Annotated in this window: 18 protein-coding genes; 3 read left to right on the forward strand and 15 right to left on the reverse strand. The window is 66.3% G+C overall.

The window, feature by feature from the left end; all coding sequences use genetic code 11:
• Window positions 1–56 precede the first annotated feature (56 nt).
• The 5 genes from UB43_RS16940 to UB43_RS16960 all read right to left on the reverse strand — a co-directional run bounded on the left by UB43_RS16940 (window position 57) and on the right by UB43_RS16960 (window position 6,205).
• On the reverse strand, window positions 57–1,958 hold the full coding sequence (locus UB43_RS16940) for a cytochrome c/FTR1 family iron permease (RefSeq protein WP_045213193.1): 1,902 nt from the start codon (window positions 1,956–1,958) through the stop codon (window positions 57–59).
• A gap of 128 nt (window positions 1,959–2,086) precedes the next feature.
• On the reverse strand, window positions 2,087–2,716 hold the full coding sequence (locus tag UB43_RS16945; protein WP_045213196.1) for a LysE family transporter: 630 nt from the start codon (window positions 2,714–2,716) through the stop codon (window positions 2,087–2,089).
• A 241-nt stretch (window positions 2,717–2,957) separates the two neighbouring features.
• Window positions 2,958–3,716: a TerC family protein gene (locus UB43_RS16950; protein ID WP_045213198.1), complete on the reverse strand. Its 759-nt coding sequence runs from the start codon at window positions 3,714–3,716 to the stop codon at window positions 2,958–2,960.
• A gap of 15 nt (window positions 3,717–3,731) precedes the next feature.
• Window positions 3,732–4,295 (reverse strand): mechanosensitive ion channel family protein, encoded by a 564-nt coding sequence (locus UB43_RS16955; protein WP_045213201.1) that lies wholly within the window; start codon window positions 4,293–4,295, stop codon window positions 3,732–3,734.
• Window positions 4,295–6,205, reverse strand: a complete 1,911-nt coding sequence (locus tag UB43_RS16960) for an ATP-binding cassette domain-containing protein (RefSeq protein WP_045213204.1) — start codon at window positions 6,203–6,205, stop codon at window positions 4,295–4,297. Before UB43_RS16960 ends, UB43_RS16955 begins: the two co-directional genes overlap by 1 nt.
• A gap of 47 nt (window positions 6,206–6,252) precedes the next feature.
• Here UB43_RS16960 and UB43_RS16965 point away from each other — a divergent pair, with 47 nt between their 5' ends.
• Window positions 6,253–6,717, forward strand: a complete 465-nt coding sequence (locus UB43_RS16965; RefSeq protein ID WP_045213206.1) for a TIGR02444 family protein — start codon at window positions 6,253–6,255, stop codon at window positions 6,715–6,717.
• A 3-nt stretch (window positions 6,718–6,720) separates the two neighbouring features.
• Here UB43_RS16965 and UB43_RS16970 read toward each other — a convergent pair whose 3' ends face one another.
• The 3 genes from UB43_RS16970 to UB43_RS16980 all read right to left on the reverse strand — a co-directional run bounded on the left by UB43_RS16970 (window position 6,721) and on the right by UB43_RS16980 (window position 9,783).
• Complete coding sequence (locus tag UB43_RS16970) at window positions 6,721–7,908, reverse strand: AlgP family protein (RefSeq protein ID WP_045213209.1); 1,188 nt, start codon at window positions 7,906–7,908, stop codon at window positions 6,721–6,723.
• A gap of 665 nt (window positions 7,909–8,573) precedes the next feature.
• Window positions 8,574–9,041, reverse strand: coding sequence for an Rsd/AlgQ family anti-sigma factor (locus tag UB43_RS16975; protein WP_045213212.1), 468 nt, complete (start codon window positions 9,039–9,041; stop codon window positions 8,574–8,576).
• 256 nt (window positions 9,042–9,297) lie between these two features.
• Entirely contained in the window at window positions 9,298–9,783 is a 486-nt protein-coding gene (locus tag UB43_RS16980) for a disulfide bond formation protein B (protein ID WP_045213214.1), read from the reverse strand.
• Window positions 9,784–9,899: 116 nt separating this feature from the next.
• Between UB43_RS16980 and UB43_RS16985 the strand changes: the two genes are divergently transcribed.
• The gene (locus UB43_RS16985; protein ID WP_045213215.1) at window positions 9,900–10,985 is read left to right on the forward strand and encodes a sorbosone dehydrogenase family protein; all 1,086 of its coding nucleotides are present in this window, start codon (window positions 9,900–9,902) and stop codon (window positions 10,983–10,985) included.
• Window positions 10,986–11,033: 48 nt separating this feature from the next.
• Here UB43_RS16985 and UB43_RS16990 read toward each other — a convergent pair whose 3' ends face one another.
• The 6 genes from UB43_RS16990 to UB43_RS17015 all read right to left on the reverse strand — a co-directional run bounded on the left by UB43_RS16990 (window position 11,034) and on the right by UB43_RS17015 (window position 17,031).
• On the reverse strand, window positions 11,034–12,266 hold the full coding sequence (locus UB43_RS16990) for a heme biosynthesis HemY N-terminal domain-containing protein (protein WP_045213217.1): 1,233 nt from the start codon (window positions 12,264–12,266) through the stop codon (window positions 11,034–11,036).
• On the reverse strand, window positions 12,263–13,375 hold the full coding sequence (locus UB43_RS16995) for a uroporphyrinogen-III C-methyltransferase (RefSeq protein ID WP_045213219.1): 1,113 nt from the start codon (window positions 13,373–13,375) through the stop codon (window positions 12,263–12,265). Before UB43_RS16995 ends, UB43_RS16990 begins: the two co-directional genes overlap by 4 nt.
• 27 nt (window positions 13,376–13,402) lie before the next feature.
• On the reverse strand, window positions 13,403–14,161 hold the full coding sequence (locus tag UB43_RS17000) for a uroporphyrinogen-III synthase (protein ID WP_045213221.1): 759 nt from the start codon (window positions 14,159–14,161) through the stop codon (window positions 13,403–13,405).
• Window positions 14,158–15,096 carry a hydroxymethylbilane synthase gene (gene hemC, locus UB43_RS17005; RefSeq protein WP_045213223.1) on the reverse strand — a complete coding sequence of 313 codons (939 nt, stop codon included), beginning with the start codon at window positions 15,094–15,096 and terminating at the stop codon, window positions 14,158–14,160. The genes UB43_RS17000 and hemC overlap by 4 nt, the downstream gene beginning before the upstream one ends.
• A 113-nt stretch (window positions 15,097–15,209) precedes the next feature.
• Window positions 15,210–15,956, reverse strand: a complete 747-nt coding sequence (gene algR, locus UB43_RS17010) for an alginate biosynthesis regulator AlgR (RefSeq protein WP_017521347.1) — start codon at window positions 15,954–15,956, stop codon at window positions 15,210–15,212.
• A gap of 4 nt (window positions 15,957–15,960) precedes the next feature.
• The gene (locus UB43_RS17015) at window positions 15,961–17,031 is read right to left on the reverse strand and encodes a sensor histidine kinase (RefSeq protein WP_045213226.1); all 1,071 of its coding nucleotides are present in this window, start codon (window positions 17,029–17,031) and stop codon (window positions 15,961–15,963) included.
• A 232-nt stretch (window positions 17,032–17,263) separates the two neighbouring features.
• On the opposite strand from UB43_RS17015, the gene argH reads away from it, so the two are divergent.
• Entirely contained in the window at window positions 17,264–18,658 is a 1,395-nt protein-coding gene (gene argH / locus UB43_RS17020) for an argininosuccinate lyase (protein WP_045213228.1), read from the forward strand.
• A gap of 54 nt (window positions 18,659–18,712) precedes the next feature.
• Here argH and UB43_RS17025 read toward each other — a convergent pair whose 3' ends face one another.
• Window positions 18,713–19,909 (reverse strand): HDOD domain-containing protein, encoded by a 1,197-nt coding sequence (locus UB43_RS17025; protein WP_045213230.1) that lies wholly within the window; start codon window positions 19,907–19,909, stop codon window positions 18,713–18,715.
• Window positions 19,910–20,147: the final 238 nt, after the last annotated feature.

The following is a 20,147-nucleotide window of genomic DNA, read 5'->3' on the forward strand; positions in this document are numbered from 1 at the left end:
CAGAAAGCACGACGGCCAGTATCGCACTGGCCGTCGTGTATCGCTCAGCTATCGCCTCAGGAAGAGGCCACCTCGGCCGCCTTGCGGCGCTCGGAGAAGTAGCTGCGTCCGTAGAGCACGGCCACCGCCAGCAACGCCACGGCCTGGGCCGACAGCGAGTAGGCGTCGGCCTTGATGCCGAGCCAGTCGAAGTCGAAGAACGGCACCGGGCGGGTGCCGATCACGCCGGCTTCCTGCAGGGCGACCACGCCGTGGCCGGCGAAGACCACCGACAGGGCGCAGAGCAGCGCGGCGTTGACGGTGAAGAACAGCTTCAGCGGCAGTTTCGCCGAGCCACGCAGGATCACGAAGGCGATGCCGATCAGGATCACCACCGCAGTGCCCGCACCGGCGATCACCGCGTTGTGGCCGGCCGGGCCGGCCTGCAGCCAGAGGGTCTCGTAGAACAGGATGACCTCGAACAGCTCGCGGTAGACCGAGAAGAACGCCAGCACCGCGAAGCCGAAGCGACCGCCGCCGCCCACCAGGCTGCTGCGGATGTAGTCCTGCCAGGCGGCGGCGTGGCGGCGGTCGTGCATCCACACGCCGAGCCAGAGCACCATCACGCAGGCGAACAGCGAGGTAAAGCCTTCCATCAGCTCGCGCTGGGCGCCGCCGATATCGATGACGTAGGCGGCAACTGCCCAGGTGGCGAAGCCGGCGACGAAGGCCAGGCTCCAGCCGATGTGGACGCCGCGCACGGCCTTCTCCTGCCCGGTATTGCGCAGGAAGGCGAGGATCGCGGCCAGCACCAGGATGGCTTCCACGCCCTCGCGCAGGAGGATCAGCAGCGCCGAGACGAAGCTGATGGAGAAGCTCAGCGAGTCGCCGCTCAGGGCCTTGGCGGCGTCCGCCAGCTTGGCCTTGGCCAGCGCCAGCTGCTGCGCCACTTCGGCTTCCGGCAGGCCGTCACGCAGCGCCTGGCGGTAGGCCATCAGTTGCTTTTCGGTGGCCTTGCGCAGGTCGGCGTCGACGTTGTCCAGCGAGCTTTCTACCAGCTCGAAGCCTTCCAGGTAGGCCGCCACGGACAGGTCATAAGCCTGGTCGTGATCGCCGGAGCGATACACGGCGAAGCTCTTGTCCAGGGTCGCGGAGGTATAGTCGATCTGCTGCGCCGGGCCACGGTGCTCCAGCGGCGGGTGGGCGCGCAGGGCGCGGAAGCTCTCGGCCGCCGCCTCGCCATCGCGCTCGGCGACATCGGCCGGCGTCTGGGTCGAGAGGGTCGCCAACGGGTAGGCGTGGGCCGGATCGACCTTGGCCTGACCGGCGCTGAGGCCAGCGATGTAGGACGCCAGGTCCCAGCGCTGACGCTCGTCGAGCTGGTCGGCGAAGGCCGGCATGTCGGTCCCGGAAACGCCCAGGCCGATGACATTGCGCAGGTCGTACAGGCTCAGCTGGTCGAGGCGCGCACGGTCGGTCAGGTTGGCCGGCGGCGGCTCCAGGCCGATGCCCGCCGGGCCGTCGCCCTTGCCAGCATCACCGTGACAGATCGAGCACTGCTGGGTGTAGATCTCGGCGGCGCGGGTCGGGTCCGGGGTAATCGATGGGGTCTGCACCACCTGGTAGATATCGGCGACGCGCGCCTCCAGGTGACGGGCCTGCTGGGCGACTTGCTTGCCCGGGAGGCGCTGCTCGATGGCCTGCTTGAGGCTGGCGGCGTCCTTTTCCAGGTCGGCGCGTTCGGGGGCGGCCGGCAGGGTGACGATCAGCGCCTGCAGATTACCGACGAATTCCAGCTGCTCCTTGTATTCGCTCTCGTCCACGACCTTGCCGTCAGTGACGGTGGCCGGGTAGTCAGCAGCGAGATAGCTGAGCAGGTGAAGGGCTTGGGAGGGGTCGACAGCCGTGTCGGCGTGAGCTCCAAGGCTGAAGAGACCGACCAGCGGCAACAGCCAGACGCAAAGTTTGGAGGGGCGCATACGGAAAGGTAAATGAGAATGAAAGAGGTTAAATTGTCACCTCAGGTTTCCGTCTATGCAAGGACAAATGTCCCGCAGAGTTGCGTCCGAAGCGCCCACGAGGGCGCTCCGGAGCCAGGGAATCCCCCTCAGGCCGGCGCGCGGCGGACGGTGGCGAGCAGTGCGGCGGCGCCCACGAACAGGGTAGCGAAGGTGCGATTCATCACCCGCTGCTGGCGTTGCGAGCGCAGGGCGCGCAGCACGCGCGCGGCCAGCCCGGTGTAGCCGGCCATGACGATCAGGTCCACGGTGATCATGGTCGCGCCCATGATCACGTACTGGATCGCCATCGGGCGGTGCGGGTCGACGAACTGTGGCAGCACCGCGAGCATGAAGATCACCGCCTTGGGGTTGCTGGCGTTGACCAGGAAGCCGCGCAGCACCAGGGTCATCGGGCGGCCGATGGGGCGCTCGCCGCTCGCTGCCATTACCTGCGGGGCAGCGGTCCACTGGCGGTACGCGAGGTAGACCAGGTAGACCACGCCGAACCACTTGATCGCGCTGAACGCCACCGCCGAAGCCGAGAGCAGCGCGCCGACGCCTGCAGCGACGATCGCGATCTGCAGCGCCAGGCCGATCTGCAGGCCCAGGGCATTCCAGTAGCCGCGCCAGAAGCCGTATTGCAGCCCGCAGGACATCGAGGCGATGGCCCCGGCGCCGGGCGACAGGCTGATCACCCAGCAGGCGATGAAGAAGGCGAACCAGGTACTGGCGAGCATTGCGGACCTCACGGCGCCCAGGCAGGCGCAATAATTTGTTACGGAGGCTCAGTTTGCCTCAGTCGCGCCAACTCGCCCAGCATTGCCGACGAAGGTCGCAGGCCGCGTTTGTAGGAGCGAGCTTGCTCGCGAACCGCCCCAGCTACGGAGTCGCGGGAAATTCTGTTCGCGAGCAAGCTCGCTCCTACAACAAGCAAAAAGCCCGGCGCTGGGCCGGGCTTTCTGTTTCACGACAGACCGATCAGCTCGGAATGTCCTTGCGCAGCTTCACCGGCTCCTCGCCGCGCTTGCGCGCCAGGGCGCCGCGCAGGCGGATGTTGATCGCCTCCACCGCCAGCGAGAAGGCCATGGCGAAGTACACGTAGCCCTTGGGCACATGGATCTCGAAGGCTTCGGCGATCAGCACGGTGCCGACCACGATGAGGAACGACAGCGCGAGCATCTTCAGCGACGGGTGCTTCTCGATGAAGGCGCTGATGGTGCCGGCCGACAGCATCATCACACCGACCGAGATGACAATGGCCGCGACCATCACCGGCACGTGCTGCACCAGGCCTACGGCGGTGATCACCGAGTCCAGCGAGAAGACGATGTCGATGATCGCGATCTGGATGATGATGCCCATGAAGCCGCGGGATTTTCCGCCCTGCTGCCCGCCCTCTTCCGCGCCTTCGAGGCTGTGGAAGATTTCCATGGTGCTCTTGAACAGCAGGAACAGGCCGCCGAAGAACAGGATCAGGTCGCGCCCGGAAATGCCGTGCTCGAACACGGTGAACAGGTCGGCCGTCAGGCGCATCACCCAGGTGATCGACAGCAGCAGCAGGATGCGCGTGCCCATCGCCAGCGCCAGCCCGAAGAAGCGCGCCTTGGGTTGCTGCTCTGGCGGCAGGCGGCCGACCAGGATCGAGATGAAGATGATGTTGTCGATGCCCAGTACGATTTCCAGGGCAGTCAGGGTCAGAAAGGCAACCCAGATCTCAGGGCTTGTGAGCCATTCCATAGTGGGGGATGTCCATTAAGGGGTGGTGGGGAGATTCGGGCCACGCCAGCGGCGGATGGCCTTCTGGAAGAACAGGTTGTTCGGCACCTGCAGCAACGGGCCGGGCGTACCGTCCTCCGCGACTTCCTCCAGGGTGGTGTAGAGCAGGTTGATCGCTATCACCCTGCCCTTCACGCCGGGCTTGTCGGCGGACTCGATGACTTCCACGCGATCCCCCAGGCGGAACGGGCCCATGGTGAAGATCATCAGCGCGCAGAACAGGTTGGAGAGCACGCTCCAGATGGCGAAGAAGGCCACCGCCGCGACGGCGGCGAAGCCGGTCAGCGCGGCCCAGAGCACATCGGCGGAGACGCCCAGGCGCTCCAGCACCAGCATCACCGCCGAGCCCATGATCAGCCAGCGCAGTCCGCCGCGCAGCGGCAGCAGCAACTCCGGCGGCATCGGGTAGCGCTCGCCGAGCCGGCTGACGGCACGCGTCACCACGCGCTGCACCAGCCACGCCAGCAGCAGGACGAGAATGATCTGCCCGCCGCGCAGCAGCGGTTCGCTCCACGCCACCAGCAGGTTCACGTCATCCATCACTCACTGGCCTCGAGCTGGCGCTGCAGCTCTTCGAGGGTTTCCAGGGCCATCAGCCAGGCCTCTTCCAGCTCGCTTTCGCGGCCCTTCAGGGTCGCCTGGCGAGCCAGCAGATCACGCAGTTCATCCTTGCGCGAGGACTCGTAGAGCGCGCTGTCGCCCAGGCGCTGCTCCAGCTCGGCAAGCTGCTCGTGGACCTTGCCCAGCTCCTTCTCCAGCTTGTCCGCCTCGCGCTTGTGCGGGGCGAGCTGCTGACGCAGGGCCGCGGCGGCCTGGCGCTGGGCGCGCTTGTCGGTCTTGTCGCCAGCGGGAGTGGCGGGCGACGACGGCGTCTGCCGCGCGCGGAAGTCCACCAGCCAGCGGGCGTAGTCTTCGAGGTCGCCGTCGAACTCCTGGATGCGCCCGTCGGCCACCAGCAGGAACTCGTCGGTGGTGCTCTTGAGCAGGTGACGATCGTGCGACACCACTACCACGGCGCCGGAGAACTCCTGCAGCGCGAGGGTCAGCGCCAGGCGCATTTCCAGGTCGAGATGGTTGGTCGGCTCGTCGAGCAGCAGCAGGTTGGGCTTCTGCCAGGCGATCAGCGCCAGCGCCAGGCGCGCCTTCTCGCCACCGGAGAAGTTCAGCACCGGCTCGTCGCAGCGCTCGCCACGGAAGTCGAAACCGCCGAGGAAGTCGCGCAGCGTCTGCTCGCGTTCCGCCGGCGCGATGCGCGCCAGGTGCAGCAGCGGGCTGGCCTTGGGGTCCAGCGAGTCGAGCTGGTGCTGGGCGAAGTAGCCAATGGCGAGATTCTCGCCACGGGCGAGCTCACCGGACAGCAGCGACAGGTCGCCGGACAGGGTCTTGATCAGGGTCGACTTGCCCGCGCCGTTGGGGCCGAGCAGGCCGATGCGCGCGCCGGGCACCAACTGTAGCTTGACCTTCTCCAGCACGGTTTTCTCGCCGTAGCCGAGGCGGGCTTCGGAGAGATTCAAGAGCGGGCTGGAAATCTTGTCGGACTCGCGGAAGGCAAAGTCGAACGGCGAATCGACGTGGGCCGGCGCCAGCTCTTCCAGGCGCTCCAGCGCCTTGATCCGGCTCTGCGCCTGGCGGGCCTTGGTGGCCTGGGCGCGGAAGCGAGCAATGTACTTTTCCATGTGCGCGCGTTGCGCCTGCTGCTTCTCGTACGCCTGTTGCTGCTGGGCGAGACGTTCGGCGCGGGTGCGCTCGAAGGCCGAGTAGCCACCGCGGTACAGGGTCAGCTTGCGCTGCTCGAGGTGGGCGATGTTGTCCACCACGGCGTCGAGGAAATCGCGGTCGTGGGAGATCAGCAGCAGCGTGCCCGGATAGCCCTTGAGCCACTCTTCCAGCCAGAGGATGGCGTCGAGGTCCAGGTGGTTGGTCGGTTCGTCGAGCAGCAGCAGTTCGGACGGGCACATCAGCGCCTGCGCCAGGTTCAGGCGCATCCGCCAGCCACCGGAGAAGTCGCCGACACGGCGGTCCATCTGCTCGGGCGTGAAGCCCAACCCCGCCAGCAGCTTGCGCGCACGGGCATCGGCAGTGTATCCGTCGGCACTGTCCAGTTCGCTGTGCAGGCGCGCCAGGGCAGTGCCGTCGTGGGCGTCTTCCGCCGCGGCGAGGTCCGCCTGGATCTTGCGCAGGTGCACGTCGCCGTCGAGCACGTAGTCGACGGCGAGGCGGTCGAGGGTATCGACCTCCTGGCGCATGTGCGCGATGCGCCAGTCCGCGGGCAGGTAGCAGTCGCCGGCATCCTGGCCGAGCTGGCCGCGCAACAGGGCGAACAGGCTCGACTTGCCGGCGCCGTTGGCGCCGATCAGGCCGACTTTCTGTCCGGCGTGCAGGGTGAGTTCGGCACCTTCCAGCAAGCGCTGGGGGCCACGCTGTAGCGTAAGATTTTGTAGTCGAATCATGGCGGCGGAGTTTATCAGCTTCGCCTGGCAATCGCTGTGGGTGCTCTATGTCTGATGATGTCTGGTCGTATGCACTGAAACTCTACGCCCGCCCTGGGGTTGAGGCGGCTTGCCTGACCCTGCAGGAAGGCGGCGCGGATGTCTGCCTGGTGCTCGCTGCGGCGTGGCTGGGCCGCACCGGCGTGGCCTTCGCGGCGTCGCGAATGAACGAGCTGGAATGCACAGCGCAGGGATGGCGCGAAGAGGTGGTCGTGCCTTTGCGTTCGCTGCGTCAGCGCTGGCGGGAATCGGCGAAGCAGGATGTGCAGCTGGCGCCGCTGCGCGAGCGGATCAAGCAGCTCGAACTGGAAGCGGAAAAAGTGCTGCTGGAGAGACTGGAGAGGCTGGCGCAGGATTGGCCACGGGGTGAAGCGGAGGATCTGGCGCGCTGGCTGGAAGCCGCGGCTGGCGAGGCAGGCGGCTTGCGCCGCGATGTGCGGGAAACCCTGCGCACCGCGGCGAGCCTCTCCTGAGCCTTAGGAAGCGCTGGAGGAGTTGCTGCTGGCCGGAGCAGCCGGTGCCGGAGTGGCGCTGGCAGCCGGGGTCGCGGCCGGAGTGCTCGGCTGGGCAGCCGGTGCGCTCGGGGCAGCCGGAGCGGCCGGTTTGGCAGCGACGGCAGGCTTGGCCGCAGCCGGTTTGGCAGCAGGCTTGGCGGCCGGTTTTGCGGCAGGCTTGGCCGCGGCTTTCACGGCCGGTTTGGCAGCCGGCTTAGCGGCGGGCTTGGCAGCTGGTTTGGCAGCGGCAGCGGGCTTCGCGGCAGGCTTGGCAGCCGGTTTGGCGGCAGCGGCGGGCTTGGCGGCAGCAGGCTTGGCGGCCGGCTTCACTGCGGGTTTGGCAGCAGCTTTTGCAGCAGGCTTGGCAGCCGGTTTAGCGGCGGGCTTGGCAGCCGGTTTGGCAGCGGCAGCAGGCTTCGCAGCAGGCTTGGCAGCCGGTTTGGCGGCAGCTTTGGCAGCAGGCTTGGCAGCCGGTTTAGCGGCAGGCTTGGCAGCAGCAGTCTTGGCGGCCGGTTTGGCTGCAGTTTTTGCGGCGGGCTTGGCGGCCGGTTTCGCAGCAACCTTGGCAGCCGGTTTGACGGCGGGTTTGGCAGCCGGCTTGGCAGCAGCTTTAGCGGCAGCAGGCCTGGCAGCGGCAACCTTGGCGGCCGGCTTCGCAGCAGGCTTGGCGGCGGCTTTCACGGCAGGCTTGGCAGCCGGTTTGGCAGCGGGCTTGGCGGCCGGTTTGGCAGCAGCCTTGGCAACCGGTTTGGCAGCGGCGGCAACCGGCTTGCGGGTAGCAAGGGATTTGCCAGCGGCTTCCTTCACCTTGGTCACGCCCTGGGCGAGCTTCAGGCTCTCCTGCACATCGCGCTTGAGGTTGGCGATGTAGGCACGGGTTTCAGTCTGACGGTTCTTCAGAACATCCAGCACGCCATCGAGCTCAGCGATGCTCGACTTGGCCTTGGCCTGCGCCTTCGCCTTGCCGGCCTTGGTCGCGTCCTGCAGCTTGGTGCGTGCGTTGTGCAGCTTCTCCTGAGCCTTGCCGCGCTGTTTCTCGAGCTTGGCGAGCAGCTTTTCGGAATCGACGAGCGCCTGCTTGCAGGCACCTTCGAGGTGTTCGATCAGACTGTTCGACAACTGGTGCAGCAGGTGCAGAGGGGTAGTGACGGGTTTCTTGTTGGCCGACATGACGTGCCTCCTGGCGGACGTGGTTGCGCCCATACTAGCCCCGCTGATGGCCTCTCGCCAATGTCCCTGGTGTGCTGCAGGCCGCAGCAGGCATTGGCTTCAGAGATTTTCAGCAGTGCGCGAAGGCGCGTTCTTTCACTCACACAATGACGCTGCCTCACGCACTTGGTTCCGTTGCCGCAATCGGCCTGGCAGCGCAAACGCCCGTGGCGCGTGCGTTTGGCGATGAGAAATAAATTTTCCAGGCAGGCCCAAAACACCCGTCGCAGAGCCTTTCACGCGACACGCAGCAGCACCGCAGGAGGCGGACTGGCAGTCGTTTTCAGCCCGCCAGCGCGACGCGAGAATCGCTGTCACGGCACCGTGGAAGTGCTCTTGCGAGCACGCGTTCGCAGTCACCGTTACGGCCTATTTTGAGCCGCGATTCATCACGCGAAAAAGGCGGCGAGAACACCGCTGCAAGCTGCCAGACGGCGCGAATTTTTCAGCGTTGCGCGCTCAAAGTGCGACGCTCGAACATCGCAGACAGAGTCCGCTCCTACGCGGGTTGAACCTTGGGTAGGAGCGGACTCCGTCCGCGATAGGCATGAACGGCACTAACCCAGCACAAACGAAAACGGCGCGAGTGCTTCAAGCGCTCGCGCCGTTGTCGGACGTCCCTTCGCTCAGGCCGTAACGGCTTTCTGCTCGTGGGAGTTGTGCAGCACTTCGATCAGGCAGTCTTCCAGTTCGAAGCGTTCGTGCAGTTGCTGGCGCAGGCTTTTCAGTTCGCTGGTCAGGCAGGTGCCTTCGCGGCAATCGCCGTTGTCGCAACGATCGTTGAAGTTCAGTGCATTGGCGGTGATGGTCTCCAGGCGCGGGTAGATCTGCTTGGCCAATTCCAGGCCGCGCGTATCACCGAAGGCCTGCGCCTCGTTCATCAGTTGTTCGTAGACTTCGAAGTGGCCCGCCGACACGTAGTCGAGCAGTAGCTGGCAGAAGCTCTGCAGGTTCTCGGCATTGGTCTTCGGCGCCTGGACACCGTCCAGGGAATCGAATGCCCGGACCAATTCATGTCGATCCCGCAACCAGCGGTCGATCAGCTGGTGTACGCCTCCCCAACGTTCCTGGGCATTACGGCAGCTCTCGAGCATGTTGTCCTCACTTCCCTTTCGCCGTCCCGGCTAGGTCCGCCCCGGGACAATATTCTGTCGAATCTCGACGTCCGCGATGTGTGAAGCTTGTTCGGCGGCGGCTTTCCGACGGAGTGGAAAACCAGAGTATGCCCGCCCGTTATCGCCTTCAAGACACCGGCATCGGGAAAATTCATACGAGCGTTTAATCGACAGACCGCGATGCCTCTGGCCTGCACCGATGCGGCGCAGGCCATGGCGAATTGAGATGCGACGCTCAGCCGCGGCGGCGGAAGAACTGCACGATGGCGAACAGGGCAAAACCGATGAAGGCCAGCAGACTCCACTCCGCAATGCTCATGCCGAGGAGCGTCCAGGTGACCTCGGCGCAGTCGGCCGAACCGTGGAACATGGTGTAGAGGATCTGCGTGTAAGGCATGCTCTCGAGCATGAAGTCCAACGGCGGCAGGCAGGATGGCAGCTGGTCCGGCGGCAGGGTCTGCAGCCAGATCTGACGACCCGCAGTGCCGGCACCGCCCAGGGCGCTGAGCAGGATCAGCAGCGAGTAAACGCGCGGCGCACGGCCGTGCAGCGCGGCGATCAACGAGAACAGACCGCAACCGGCAAAGAAGATGCGCTGCAGGATGCACAGCGGGCAGGGTTCCAGCCCGACCACGTACTGCAGGTAGAAGCCGGTGCCGAGCAAAGCGACGCAGGCGAGGAAGGCGAGGAAGAACAGGGAACGAGGGCTGGCCAGGTTCATGGCGGCTCCGCTGAAAAGCGCTGTTGCAGGAAAGGCCGCTACGGTAGTGGAAACACGGCGATCAGTTCAAGGCGAGTGTCTAGACTGGCCGTGGCACTCATCCGGGAATTCCTGCCATGCGTCGTCATTTCCTACTTTGCTCGCTGCTTTCCCTGACAGCAGCGCCGGCCATGGCCGCCGCCGACCTCAGCCAGATCCGACTCCCTGAAGGCTTCCAAATCAGCCTGCTCACCGACCAGGTGCCGGGCGCCCGCGCCATGGCCTGGGGCGAAAAGGGCACGCTGTTCGTGGGCAGTCGCTCCGCCGACAAGGTCTACGCGGTGAAGCCCGACGGCCAGGTGAAGACACTCGCCGATGGCCTGCAGATGCCCGTGGGCGTGACCTTCCACAAGGGAGACCTGTACGTGTCGTCGATCAACCGCATCGTCGTGCTGCGCGACATCGAAGCGCACCTCGACGCTCCTCCCAAGGCCGAAGAACTGCCGGCACAGTTTCCGAAGGAGACTGCGCACGGTTGGAAATTCATCGCCTTCGGCCCGGACGACAAGCTCTATGTGCCGGTCGGAGCCCCCTGCAACATCTGCCGCCCGGACCGCGAGCGGTACGCCAACCTGCAGCGCATGAACGCCGATGGCAGCGCGCGGGAAGTGGTCGCCTACGGTATCCGCAACACCGTCGGCTTCACCTGGCATCCGCAGACCAGGCAGCTGTGGTTCACCGACAACGGACGCGACATGCTCGGGGACGACAAGCCCGATGACGAGCTGAACAAGGTCAGCAGGGTGGGCGAGGACTTCGGTTATCCCGATTGCCACCAGGGCGACATCGCCGATCCCGAGGAAGGCAGGAAACCCTGTTCCGCATTCACGCCCCCCGTGGCCAAGCTGGGCCCGCACGTCGCCGCGCTGGGGCTGCGCTTCTACACCGGCGAGCAGTTCCCTGCCGAGTACCGCAACAACCTGTTCATCGCCGAGCATGGCTCGTGGAACCGCACGCAGAAGATCGGCTATCGCGTGGCGCGGATCGAGCTCAACGAGGACGGCACACTGAAGCGCCAGAGCGTGTTCGCCGAAGGCTGGCTCGACAAGGATGGCGGGGTCAGCGGAAGGCCGGCAGACGTGCTGGTGGCGCCGGACGGCTCGCTGCTGGTCAGCGATGACCAGAACGGCGCGATCTACCGCATCAGCTACGGCAAGCCCTGACAATGAAAACGGCGCCCCAGGGCGCCGTTTTCATGGGCATCGACAGGATCAGGCGCGCACTGCCACCGGCAGTGAAACCGGCGGAGCCAGCAGGCCCAGGCCTTCCTGGAACAGCTGGTTGCTGCGTTCCACTTCACCCAGCTGCGCCAGCAGGCGCGCCAGTTCGGCGCAGGTTTCCGCGCTGCGCTGGCGGGCCAGGCTGGCTTCCAGGTACTCGCGCGCCTTGCCCCACAGCTTGTTCTGCAGGCACAGGCGGCCGAGGGTCAGCAGCAGCTCGGGATCATCGCCCTGTTGCTTCAGCCAGCCTTCCGCGGTCTTCAGCTGGTGCGCAGCATCGCGGCCACGGGCGCGGCCATAGAGGTGCACCAGGCGGCTGTCGTAGCCCTCCTTGAGCGCCTTGCGCAGCACGTCCTCAGCCTCTTCCGGCGCGCCCAGGCGCAGCAACTGTTCGGCGTAGGCGGCCACCAGCGGCGGCTGTGCGCGAAGGTTGGAGGGCACGTTCTGCCAGCGCTGGGTCAGCGGTTGCAGGCTGCTTTCGCCCTGGCCGATGCCCTGCTCGCCCGCCTCGCCCAGTGCGGCCATCCAGGTGCGGCGCTCCAGGTCGGCCAGCTCGGCGTTCTGCAGCACGCGCTCCTTGCGCAGCTCGGGGAGCAGCACGCACAGCGCCTGCCAGTCGTGGAGGCTGACGTAGAGCTGCTGGAGCAGGCGCAGGACGGTCGGATGACGCGGATGATCCTGGTGCAGCTTGTCCAGCACCACGCGAGCGCGGGTGAAGTCGCCACGGTTGATCAGCAATTGGGAACGGGTCAGGCCCACCGCAAGTTCGGAGCCGGGCTCGCGCTCCTGGGCACGGTCCAGCAGCTCGTCGCATTCCTCGGTCTTGCCCAGTTCGTTGGCCGCGCGGGCGGCGCCCAGGTAGTGCGGCAGCGGCCGGTCGCTCAGCTCGGCGGCACGACGCAGGTGACGCAGCGCCTGCGCCCAGTGCCCTTCGGCGAGATCGCGCTGGCCATGTTCCTCGGCCAGTTGCGAGCGGCGACGACGGTTGAAGCGTGACCAGGGATTCACCACACGGCCGGAGACGCCCAGCAGGCGCAGCACCAGGCGCACGGCGAGGTAGATCACCCAGAGCACCACCAGCAGCGCGAGGAAGGTCCACAGGCTGGATTCGTAGCGGAAGCTCTTGTAGGCGATCAGCACGTAACCCGACTGCTCGGCGACGGCCAGCCCGACCAGGGTGGCCGCCAGGACCACGGCAAGGATCAGGACGTAGAAGCGGCTCATGGCTGGGTCCCCGCGTCGGGCGCCACCGCCTCCTGCTGCTGCACCGCGTTTTCGCGGCGCGACAGGTAGGCCTGCAGCGAACTCAGGGCCGGACCGAGGTCCGGCGTCTGCACGGTAACGGCCTGCCCGCTGAGCTCATCCAGGCGCGCGATCAGCGCGCGGCTGTCGGCGAGGTCCGCGTTGAAGAAGTCGCCGACGATCTGCTTGGCCTGTTTGAGCGCCTGCTCGTAGACATCCTGCTTGCCATTCAGCGCGGCCCATTGCGCCTGTTCCAGCGCCAGGCTCAGGGCGAGGCGGACGCGATCCAGTTGCTGGCCGGAGAGCAGCGGACGGATGTCCTGGCCGGCATTGAAATCGATGCGCACGTAGCGCGAGATGCGTTCCCACCACTGGTCCCAGGTGCTGCTGCCGTCGCCCCAGGCGGTGCTCGGGCCGGTGCCGCCCTCGGAGGGCTTGAACGCCGGGTTCAGCGGTTGCAGCTGGGCAGCCTGGTCACGCAGCGCGCCCAGTTGCAGGAACAGCCCGGTGCGGTCCGGACGCGGCAGGGCGCGCAGCGCTTCGAGGCTCTTGGCCAGTTGCGCACGCGCGGCGAAGGCGCCCGGATCATTGTTCACACGGAGGATGTCGTCGGCGCCCTGGACCAGCTCGGTGGCGCTGTCGATGTCCTGCAGCGCGGAGAGACGCAGCGCCGCCAGACGCAGCAGATGCTCGGACTCGGCCAGGCGCCATTGCTGGCGGCTCTGCCCCAGCACCTGCTTGACCTGCTTGGCCAGTTGCTGCTGGTCGCCCTGCAGCTCTACCACGAGGCGGCGGCGGGCTTCGAGTTCGTCGGCCTTGGGCAGGGTATCCAGGCGCTTGCTCAGCTCGGCGTTGGCGTTCTGTACGCCCTGCGCCTGGGCGCGGGCATCTTCCAGTTGCGCAGCACGCTGCTGCTCGACGCCCTTGAGTTGCTGGACCTGCCAGAGGCCCCAGCCGCCTGCGGCGAGGCCGGCGGCGCCCACCAGCAGGGCGAGCAGTGCGATGCCCGTGCCGCCCTTGCGCGGGGCCGGCGCGGCGGCCGGACTGGACGATGTTGGTGAAGTCTCTTGGGGAGTGACGGCTTCGCTCACAGATCCATCCTTCGCTCGGAAATTGTTCTAGTCGGCGCTTCTCAACGCTTCCATTAATGCCGCCGGGCTTGCGCCCCGGCAATCGATTACTTGTAGCGCACCCATCTCCCGCGCCTGCTCAGCCACCCGAGGGCTGGGCACGAACAGCGGCATTGCACTGACTTGCGACCAGTCCTGCGCCGCCAACTGGCGCAAGTGCTCCAGCCCCTGCCCACTACTGACCACGATGGCGTTCAAACGCTCCCCCTGGATTCGCCGCAGCAATTCGCCCGGGGGGTAAGCCGGCATTTCGCGCCGGTAGAGTTCCAGATAGTCGACCACCACGCCTTGGCCGCGCAGGCGCTCGGCAAGGAATTCTCGGCCACTCTCGCCGCGCATGATCAGCACCTTCGGATCATGCACCTGCAGGGCCTGCTCGAACTCCGGCAGGGCCAGCAGGGCCTCGCTGTCGTCACCCTCCTGCGGGCAGACCACATCCAGACCGTAGTCTTCGAGGATAGCCGCCGTGGCGGCGCCGACGGTGAACCAGCGCTGGGTCAGCGGCGGTTGCGGCCAGTAGCGGTCGAGCCGCTCCAGGCCCAGGCGCGCCGCGGGCTTGCTGACCACGATAACCGCGCAGTAGCGGTCCAGGTCAAGGATCAGGCTGCGCTCGATGGGCGTCTCTTCGCGTGGCGTGATCGCCAGCAAGGGCAGGCAGTCACCGTGGATGCCGTGCTCGGAGAGGGTGGCGGCGAGCGCCGCGCAATCCTCTTCCGGACGGGTCAGCAGCAGCCGCCAACGGCTCACGGGTGGCCGGCCTCGCCGTAGACTGCATTGAGAATTTCCTGGGCGCCCTGGCCCAGCAGGTCTTCCGCGACCTTCACGCCGAGGGTTTCGGCTTCGGCGAACGGCGCGCGCGCCTCGGCGCGAAGCAGTTGGGTGCCGTCGGGCTGGCCAACCAGGCCGCGCAGCCACAGTTGCTCGCCTTCGAGGATGGCGTAGCAGGCGATGGGCACCTGGCAGCCACCGTTGAGGCGCTTGTTCAGCGCACGCTCGGCAGTGACACGCAGAGCTGTCTCGCGGTGATGCAGCGGCTGCAGCAGCGCGTGGATTTCCGCATCGGCAGTACGGCATTCGATACCCACCGCTCCCTGCCCACCGGCCGGCAGGCTGGCCTCGACGCTGATGGAAGAGCGGATGCGGTCTTCGAAGCCGAGACGGATCAGGCCGGCGGCGGCAAGGATGATGGCGTCGTATTCGCCGGCATCGAGCTTGGCCAGGCGGGTGTTGACGTTGCCGCGCAGGAAGCGGATCTGCAGGTCCGGGCGGCTGGCCAGCAGCTGGGCCTGGCGGCGCAGGCTGGAGGTGCCGACCACGCTACCGGCGGGCAGGTCGTCGAGGCTCGCGTAGGTGTTGGAGACGAAGGCGTCGCGCGGGTCTTCACGTTCGCAGATGCAGTACAGGCCCAGGCCTTCGGGGAAGTCCATCGGCACGTCCTTCATGGAGTGCACGGCGATGTCCGCTTCGTTTTCCAGCAGGGCGGTTTCCAGCTCCTTGACGAACAGGCCCTTGCCGCCGATTTTCGCCAGCGGTGCGTCCAGCAGCTTGTCGCCGCGGCTGGTCATCGGCAGGAGGGTCACGGTCAGGCCGGGATGGGCCTGCTCCAGGCGGGCCTTGACGTATTCGGCCTGCCAGAGTGCCAGGGCGCTCTGGCGCGTGGCGATACGGATTTCGCGAGACATGGGCATTTCCAGGCAAAGGAAGCGTGCAAGAAAGTGCCCGCATGATAACAGCTCACGCAAACGAAAAGCCCGGGGGACGCCCCCCGGGCTTCAGGCGCTGCGGCACTGTGTCGCTACAGATTGTGCATCAGCCTCCGCACACCCGCGACGTGGCGTCGGCTGACGGTCAGCGCATCGCCATTGAGTCCTTTCAGGTACAGCTGGAAGTGCCCCAGCGGGGTGCGCTGCAGGCGTTCGATGCGCTCGCGGGAGACCAGCGCGTTGCGGTGGATGCGCACGAAGCGGTCGCCAAACTCGTCCTCCAGCGCCTTCAGCGGCTCGTCCAGCAGCACTTCGCCGCCCGCGTGGCGCAGGGTCACGTACTTGTGGTCGGCGATGAAGAAGATCACGTCTTCCAGCGGGATCAGCTCGATGCCTTTGCGGGTCCGCGCGCTGATGTGGCTGCGCGGGCCGGGGCCACCGGCGGCCGGCGGCTTGGTCAGCGCCGCCAGCTGCACGCGGTTGGGCCGCGAGGCTTTCTTCAGGGCGTCGGCCAGGTCCTCGCTGCGGACCGGCTTGACCAGGTAGCCGACCGCACTGACCTGGAACGCCTCCAGGGCGAATTCATCATGGGCGGTACAGAAGATCACCGCCGGCGGGGCTTCGCGCTCGCACAGCTTGGCGGCCACCTGAAGCCCATCGAGGCCGGGCATGCGGATATCCAGCAGGACGATATCCGGCTTCAGGCTGTCGATCAGCGTCAGCGCTTCTTCGCCGTTGCTGGCGGATGGCTCGAGGACGCGATAGCCGTCCAGTTGCCCCACCAGCCGGGCCAGGCGCTCTCGCGCCAGGGGTTCGTCATCGACGATCAGGACATTCATAAGCTCAGGCTTCCTGCATGAGACGCGCACATGGATAGCGTAGACAGGTGAAGTGCCGTCCGTCACGGCGCTCGACGCTGAGACTAGCTTTTGGCCCGAAAAGTGCCGCAAGTCGCGCTGCAATATTCTGCAGGGCCTGCTTGGTCCCCTTCGTGGGCAGCGTCTCGGTCGATTCGTCGTACGGGTTGCTCACGCAGAGCTGGAACACACCGTCACGGTAGTCCGCCTCAACTTTCACCAGACCGCCTTCGATGCGCGGCTGGATGCCATAAATCAACGAGTTCTCGAGCAACGGCTGCAGCGTCAGCTGGGGAATCGGTACGCCTTCGGGCACGCCGCTCACCTGCCAGTCCATCTGCAACCGGTCGCCAAGACGGAACTGCTCAATGGAAAGATAGCGTCTGGCCAGCTCAAGTTCCTCTCCCCAGGAAATTAATGTTCCAGGTTTGGCCAGGCTGGCGCGAAAAAGGTCCGAAAGATTCAGTACCGCCAGCTCGGCCTTGCCTGGATCGATCTCGATCAGGCTGGCGATGCTGTTGAGGCTGTTGAACAGGAAGTGCGGACGGATGCGCGCCTGCAGCGACTCGATCCGCGCCCGCAGCTCAGCCTGCTCCTGCCGTCGCCATTGGCTCTGGAGATAAAAGTAGCGTAGCAACAGCGTGGACATGATGAGCGCAATCAATGCGTGTCGCAGGTAGAGATTGACTTCGCCGGTGCGCGACATGGGGCCGCCGAGGGAAAAATAATCCGCCACCCAGGTGCAGCCCAGCGTCAGCAGAACCACCAGCACACAGCTGAGGAGGCCGGAGAACCACGCCGGCCAGCGCGCCATGAATGGCCGCAACTGGCACAGCAGGCCGGCCGAGAGCAGTACGATCCACTGCACGAACAGCGAGGACAGGGCCAGGCGCACCCAGTTGAAGCTGGGGGTCATCGGCTCGGCGAGCACCAGCACGAGCACCAGCAGCTCCGCGAGCAGCACCAGGCTGAACAGCGCTTCGGGCTGGCAGAGTTCGGGGATGAAGTAATCTTCGTTGGGCGCCGGCTTGTCGCCGGTCTTCGTCAGTCTGGGCATCGACGCAGTTTCCGTAAGCGCCCGCACGGCGGCAAGCGCCGCGTGCGACCAAAAGCCAGGAATTGTCGGGCAGCGCAAAGATCGGCACGGAGCCTGCGACGATTCACCGCCGCTCCCCCGCTGCAACCCGCCAAAGCGCCGCCGGTTTTGTCCTTCAGCCTGCTATTATCGTCGCACTTTGCCCTTCATGCAGGCCGCGCGCCGCGCCTGCCCGTTTCAGCGAGAGAGATCCATGAGCGTAGAGAAGACCAACCAGTCCTGGGGCGGCCGTTTCAGCGAGCCCGTCGATGCCTTTGTCGCCCGCTTCACCGCTTCCGTCGACTTCGACAAGCGCCTCTATCGCCACGACATCATGGGCTCCAAGGCCCACGCCACCATGCTGGCCAAGGTCGGCGTACTGAGCGACGCCGAGCGCGACACCATCATCGAGGGTCTCAAGCAGATCCAGAGCGAGATCGAGGCCGGCACCTTCGACTGGCGCGTCGACCTGGAAGACGTGCACATGAACATCGAGGCGCGTCTGACCGACCGCATCGGCGTCACCGGCAAGAAACTGCACACCGGCCGCTCGCGCAACGACCAGGTCGCCACCGACATCCGCCTGTGGCTGCGTGACGAGATCGACCTGATCCTCGCCGAGATCACCCGCCTGCAGCAGGGTCTGCTGGGCCTGGCGGAAGCCGAAGCCGACACCATCATGCCCGGTTTCACCCACCTGCAGACCGCGCAACCGGTGACCTTCGGCCACCACCTGCTGGCCTGGTTCGAAATGCTCAGCCGCGACTACGAGCGCCTGGTGGATTGCCGCAAGCGCGCCAACCGCATGCCCCTGGGCAGCGCCGCGCTGGCGGGCACCACCTACCCGATCGACCGGGCCATCACCTGCGAACTGCTGGGATTCGAAGCGATCTCCGGCAACTCGCTGGACGGCGTGTCCGACCGTGACTTTGCCATCGAGTTCTGCGCGGCGGCCGCCGTTGCGATGATGCACCTGTCGCGCTTCTCCGAAGAGCTGGTGCTCTGGACCAGCGCCCAGTTCCAGTTCATCGACCTGCCCGACCGCTTCTGCACCGGCTCCTCGATCATGCCGCAGAAGAAGAACCCGGACGTGCCGGAACTGGTGCGCGGCAAGTCCGGCCGCGTGTTCGGCCACCTTGCCGGCCTGCTGACCCTGATGAAGGGCCAGCCGCTGGCGTACAACAAGGACAACCAGGAAGACAAGGAACCGCTGTTCGACGCCGCAGACACCCTGCGCGACAGCCTGCGCGCCTTCGCCGACATGGTCCCGGCGATCAAGCCCAAGCGCGAGATCATGCGCGAAGCGGCCCGCCGCGGCTTCTCCACCGCCACCGACCTCGCGGACTACCTGGTGCGCCGTGGCCTGCCGTTCCGTGATTGCCACGAGATCGTTGGCCACGCCGTGAAATACGGCGTGGACAGCGGCAAGGACCTCGCCGAGATGAGCCTGGACGAGCTGCGCCAGTTCAGCGACCAGATCGACGACGACGTGTTCGCCGTGCTGACCCTGGAAGGTTCGGTGAACGCCCGCGACCACATCGGCGGCACCGCGCCGAACCAGGTCCGCGCCGCCGTCGCGCGTGGCAAGGAACTGCTGGCTTCGCGCTGATCGCGCTACTCGCCAGAAGCAAGGGCCGCGTCAATCGACGCGGCCTTTTTCGTTTCAGCTTCTGCCTAGAAAGCCCAGCTGCGCCGGCGTCAGCCGCAGCATCCGCGCCGCCTTGTGTTCGCTGAGCGTAGGCAATTGATCCTCTGGCAAGCGCGCTGCGCTGGAGGCCAGGTTGACGATCAGCGCCTCGCGGCTGAACACGCCGTTGTCGATGGCGTAGGCCGCGGCGATCAGGTTGCGCAGCTCCAGCGGCAGGCGCCAGCGGGTGCGCAGGGCGGAGCCGAAGCTGGCGCCGTGCTCCTTCAGGGCCTTATCCACATCCGCCTCGCCCAGTTCGCCACCGGCGCTGTGCCAGTCCTGCAGGCTGCGCAGTAGCGCAAGATCACCCAGGCAATGCAGCAAGCCGGCTGTAAAGCAGCGATCGGCATCGGCGCCGAGGGACTCGGCCAGCGCGAAGGCTGCGTCGGCGCTATGCCGGGAAAGCTCCCAGAAGCACTCGGCACGCTCCTTGAGCAGCGGGTCATTGAGCGTCGCGGCGCGCTGCAGCGCGACCGCCAGCATCAGGTTCAACGCCTGCGCTACGCCCAGGCGCGACAGCGCCTGCATCAGCGTCTGGCAGGGCATGCCGACGTGCCGCGCGGCGCTGTTGGCAGCGGAGATCAGGCAGGCGGTGATCTGCGGATCATGGCCGAACTCCTGTTCGAGCATCTCCAGGTTGATGTCGCTGGCCTCCATGCAGCGGTTCACCGCCGCACCGACCTCGCCCATCAGCGGCGCGCCCTCGGTGGCGTCGCGTTCGGTCTGCAGGAAGCGCTCCAGCGACAGGCTCTGCTCCAGCGTGGGCAACTCGCAGACGACGTTCTCGCCCGGCGCCAGCAGCAGAGAACGCAGGCGTTCGCGCAGGTTTTCGGCGTTGAAGGGTTTGACCAGGTAGGCCGTTGGCGCCAGCGGCACGGCGGCGCGCACGCTGGCGGCGTCGGCCTTGGAGCTGATCAGGATGAATGGCTGGGCAACCGGCCCGCGGCGGCGCATGCGCACATGGCGGAGCAACTCCAGGCCGTCGCTGCCGGGCAGCTCGCGCTCGGCCAGGATCAGGACAAAGGGATGCCGACGACAAGCCTCGATGGCCGTATCACCGTCCTCGCAGAACTCGACAGTCGCGTCGCAACGCACGCTCAGCACCAGCTGGCCGAGCAGCTCGCGGCTCCAGGGGTCGCTGGCAGCGACCAGCACGCCGGGAGAAACGCTCATGGATCGCACCTCGTTCGGGACGTATGCCGTCACGGGCGGAAGCAACCGATCCTGAGCCTTCTCTGCCGAGTGCCCGGTCCTTCGGATGCCGCCGGCCAACGGCCTTCGGATACTGCGCAGCGTAGTCCAAAGCCCACGAGCTTTCCCATGCGCGCCATCAACTTCGGCGGACATTTCTCACAAAAGGAAGGCATAAAAAAGGCCCGCTTGCGCGGGCCTTTTTCTTGAACCGTTAGAG

Source organism: Pseudomonas sp. 21 (genome assembly GCF_000955805.1).
In the GTDB taxonomy this organism is placed as follows: domain Bacteria; phylum Pseudomonadota; class Gammaproteobacteria; order Pseudomonadales; family Pseudomonadaceae; genus Pseudomonas.

Excerpts from the sequence above, each read along its gene's own strand:
- UB43_RS16990 (WP_045213217.1), bottom strand. The coding sequence starts at position 12,266 with ATGAGCCGCTTCTACGTCCTGATCCTTGCCGTGGTCCTGGCGGCCACC.
- UB43_RS17015 (WP_045213226.1), bottom strand. The coding sequence starts at position 17,031 with ATGCCCAGACTGACGAAGACCGGCGACAAGCCGGCGCCCAACGAAGAT.
- UB43_RS16960 (WP_045213204.1), bottom strand. The coding sequence starts at position 6,205 with ATGATTCGACTACAAAATCTTACGCTACAGCGTGGCCCCCAGCGCTTG.
- hemC (WP_045213223.1), bottom strand. The coding sequence starts at position 15,096 with ATGTCTCGCGAAATCCGTATCGCCACGCGCCAGAGCGCCCTGGCACTC.
- UB43_RS16950 (WP_045213198.1), bottom strand. The coding sequence starts at position 3,716 with ATGGAATGGCTCACAAGCCCTGAGATCTGGGTTGCCTTTCTGACCCTG.
- algR (WP_017521347.1), bottom strand. The coding sequence starts at position 15,956 with ATGAATGTCCTGATCGTCGATGACGAACCCCTGGCGCGAGAGCGCCTG.
- UB43_RS16965 (WP_045213206.1), top strand. The coding sequence starts at position 6,253 with ATGTCTGATGATGTCTGGTCGTATGCACTGAAACTCTACGCCCGCCCT.
- UB43_RS16940 (WP_045213193.1), bottom strand. The coding sequence starts at position 1,958 with ATGCGCCCCTCCAAACTTTGCGTCTGGCTGTTGCCGCTGGTCGGTCTC.
- UB43_RS16985 (WP_045213215.1), top strand. The coding sequence starts at position 9,900 with ATGCGTCGTCATTTCCTACTTTGCTCGCTGCTTTCCCTGACAGCAGCG.
- argH (WP_045213228.1), top strand. The coding sequence starts at position 17,264 with ATGAGCGTAGAGAAGACCAACCAGTCCTGGGGCGGCCGTTTCAGCGAG.
- UB43_RS17025 (WP_045213230.1), bottom strand. The coding sequence starts at position 19,909 with ATGAGCGTTTCTCCCGGCGTGCTGGTCGCTGCCAGCGACCCCTGGAGC.
- UB43_RS16945 (WP_045213196.1), bottom strand. The coding sequence starts at position 2,716 with ATGCTCGCCAGTACCTGGTTCGCCTTCTTCATCGCCTGCTGGGTGATC.
- UB43_RS16955 (WP_045213201.1), bottom strand. The coding sequence starts at position 4,295 with ATGGATGACGTGAACCTGCTGGTGGCGTGGAGCGAACCGCTGCTGCGC.
- UB43_RS16975 (WP_045213212.1), bottom strand. The coding sequence starts at position 9,041 with ATGCTCGAGAGCTGCCGTAATGCCCAGGAACGTTGGGGAGGCGTACAC.
- UB43_RS16980 (WP_045213214.1), bottom strand. The coding sequence starts at position 9,783 with ATGAACCTGGCCAGCCCTCGTTCCCTGTTCTTCCTCGCCTTCCTCGCC.
- UB43_RS16970 (WP_045213209.1), bottom strand. The coding sequence starts at position 7,908 with ATGTCGGCCAACAAGAAACCCGTCACTACCCCTCTGCACCTGCTGCAC.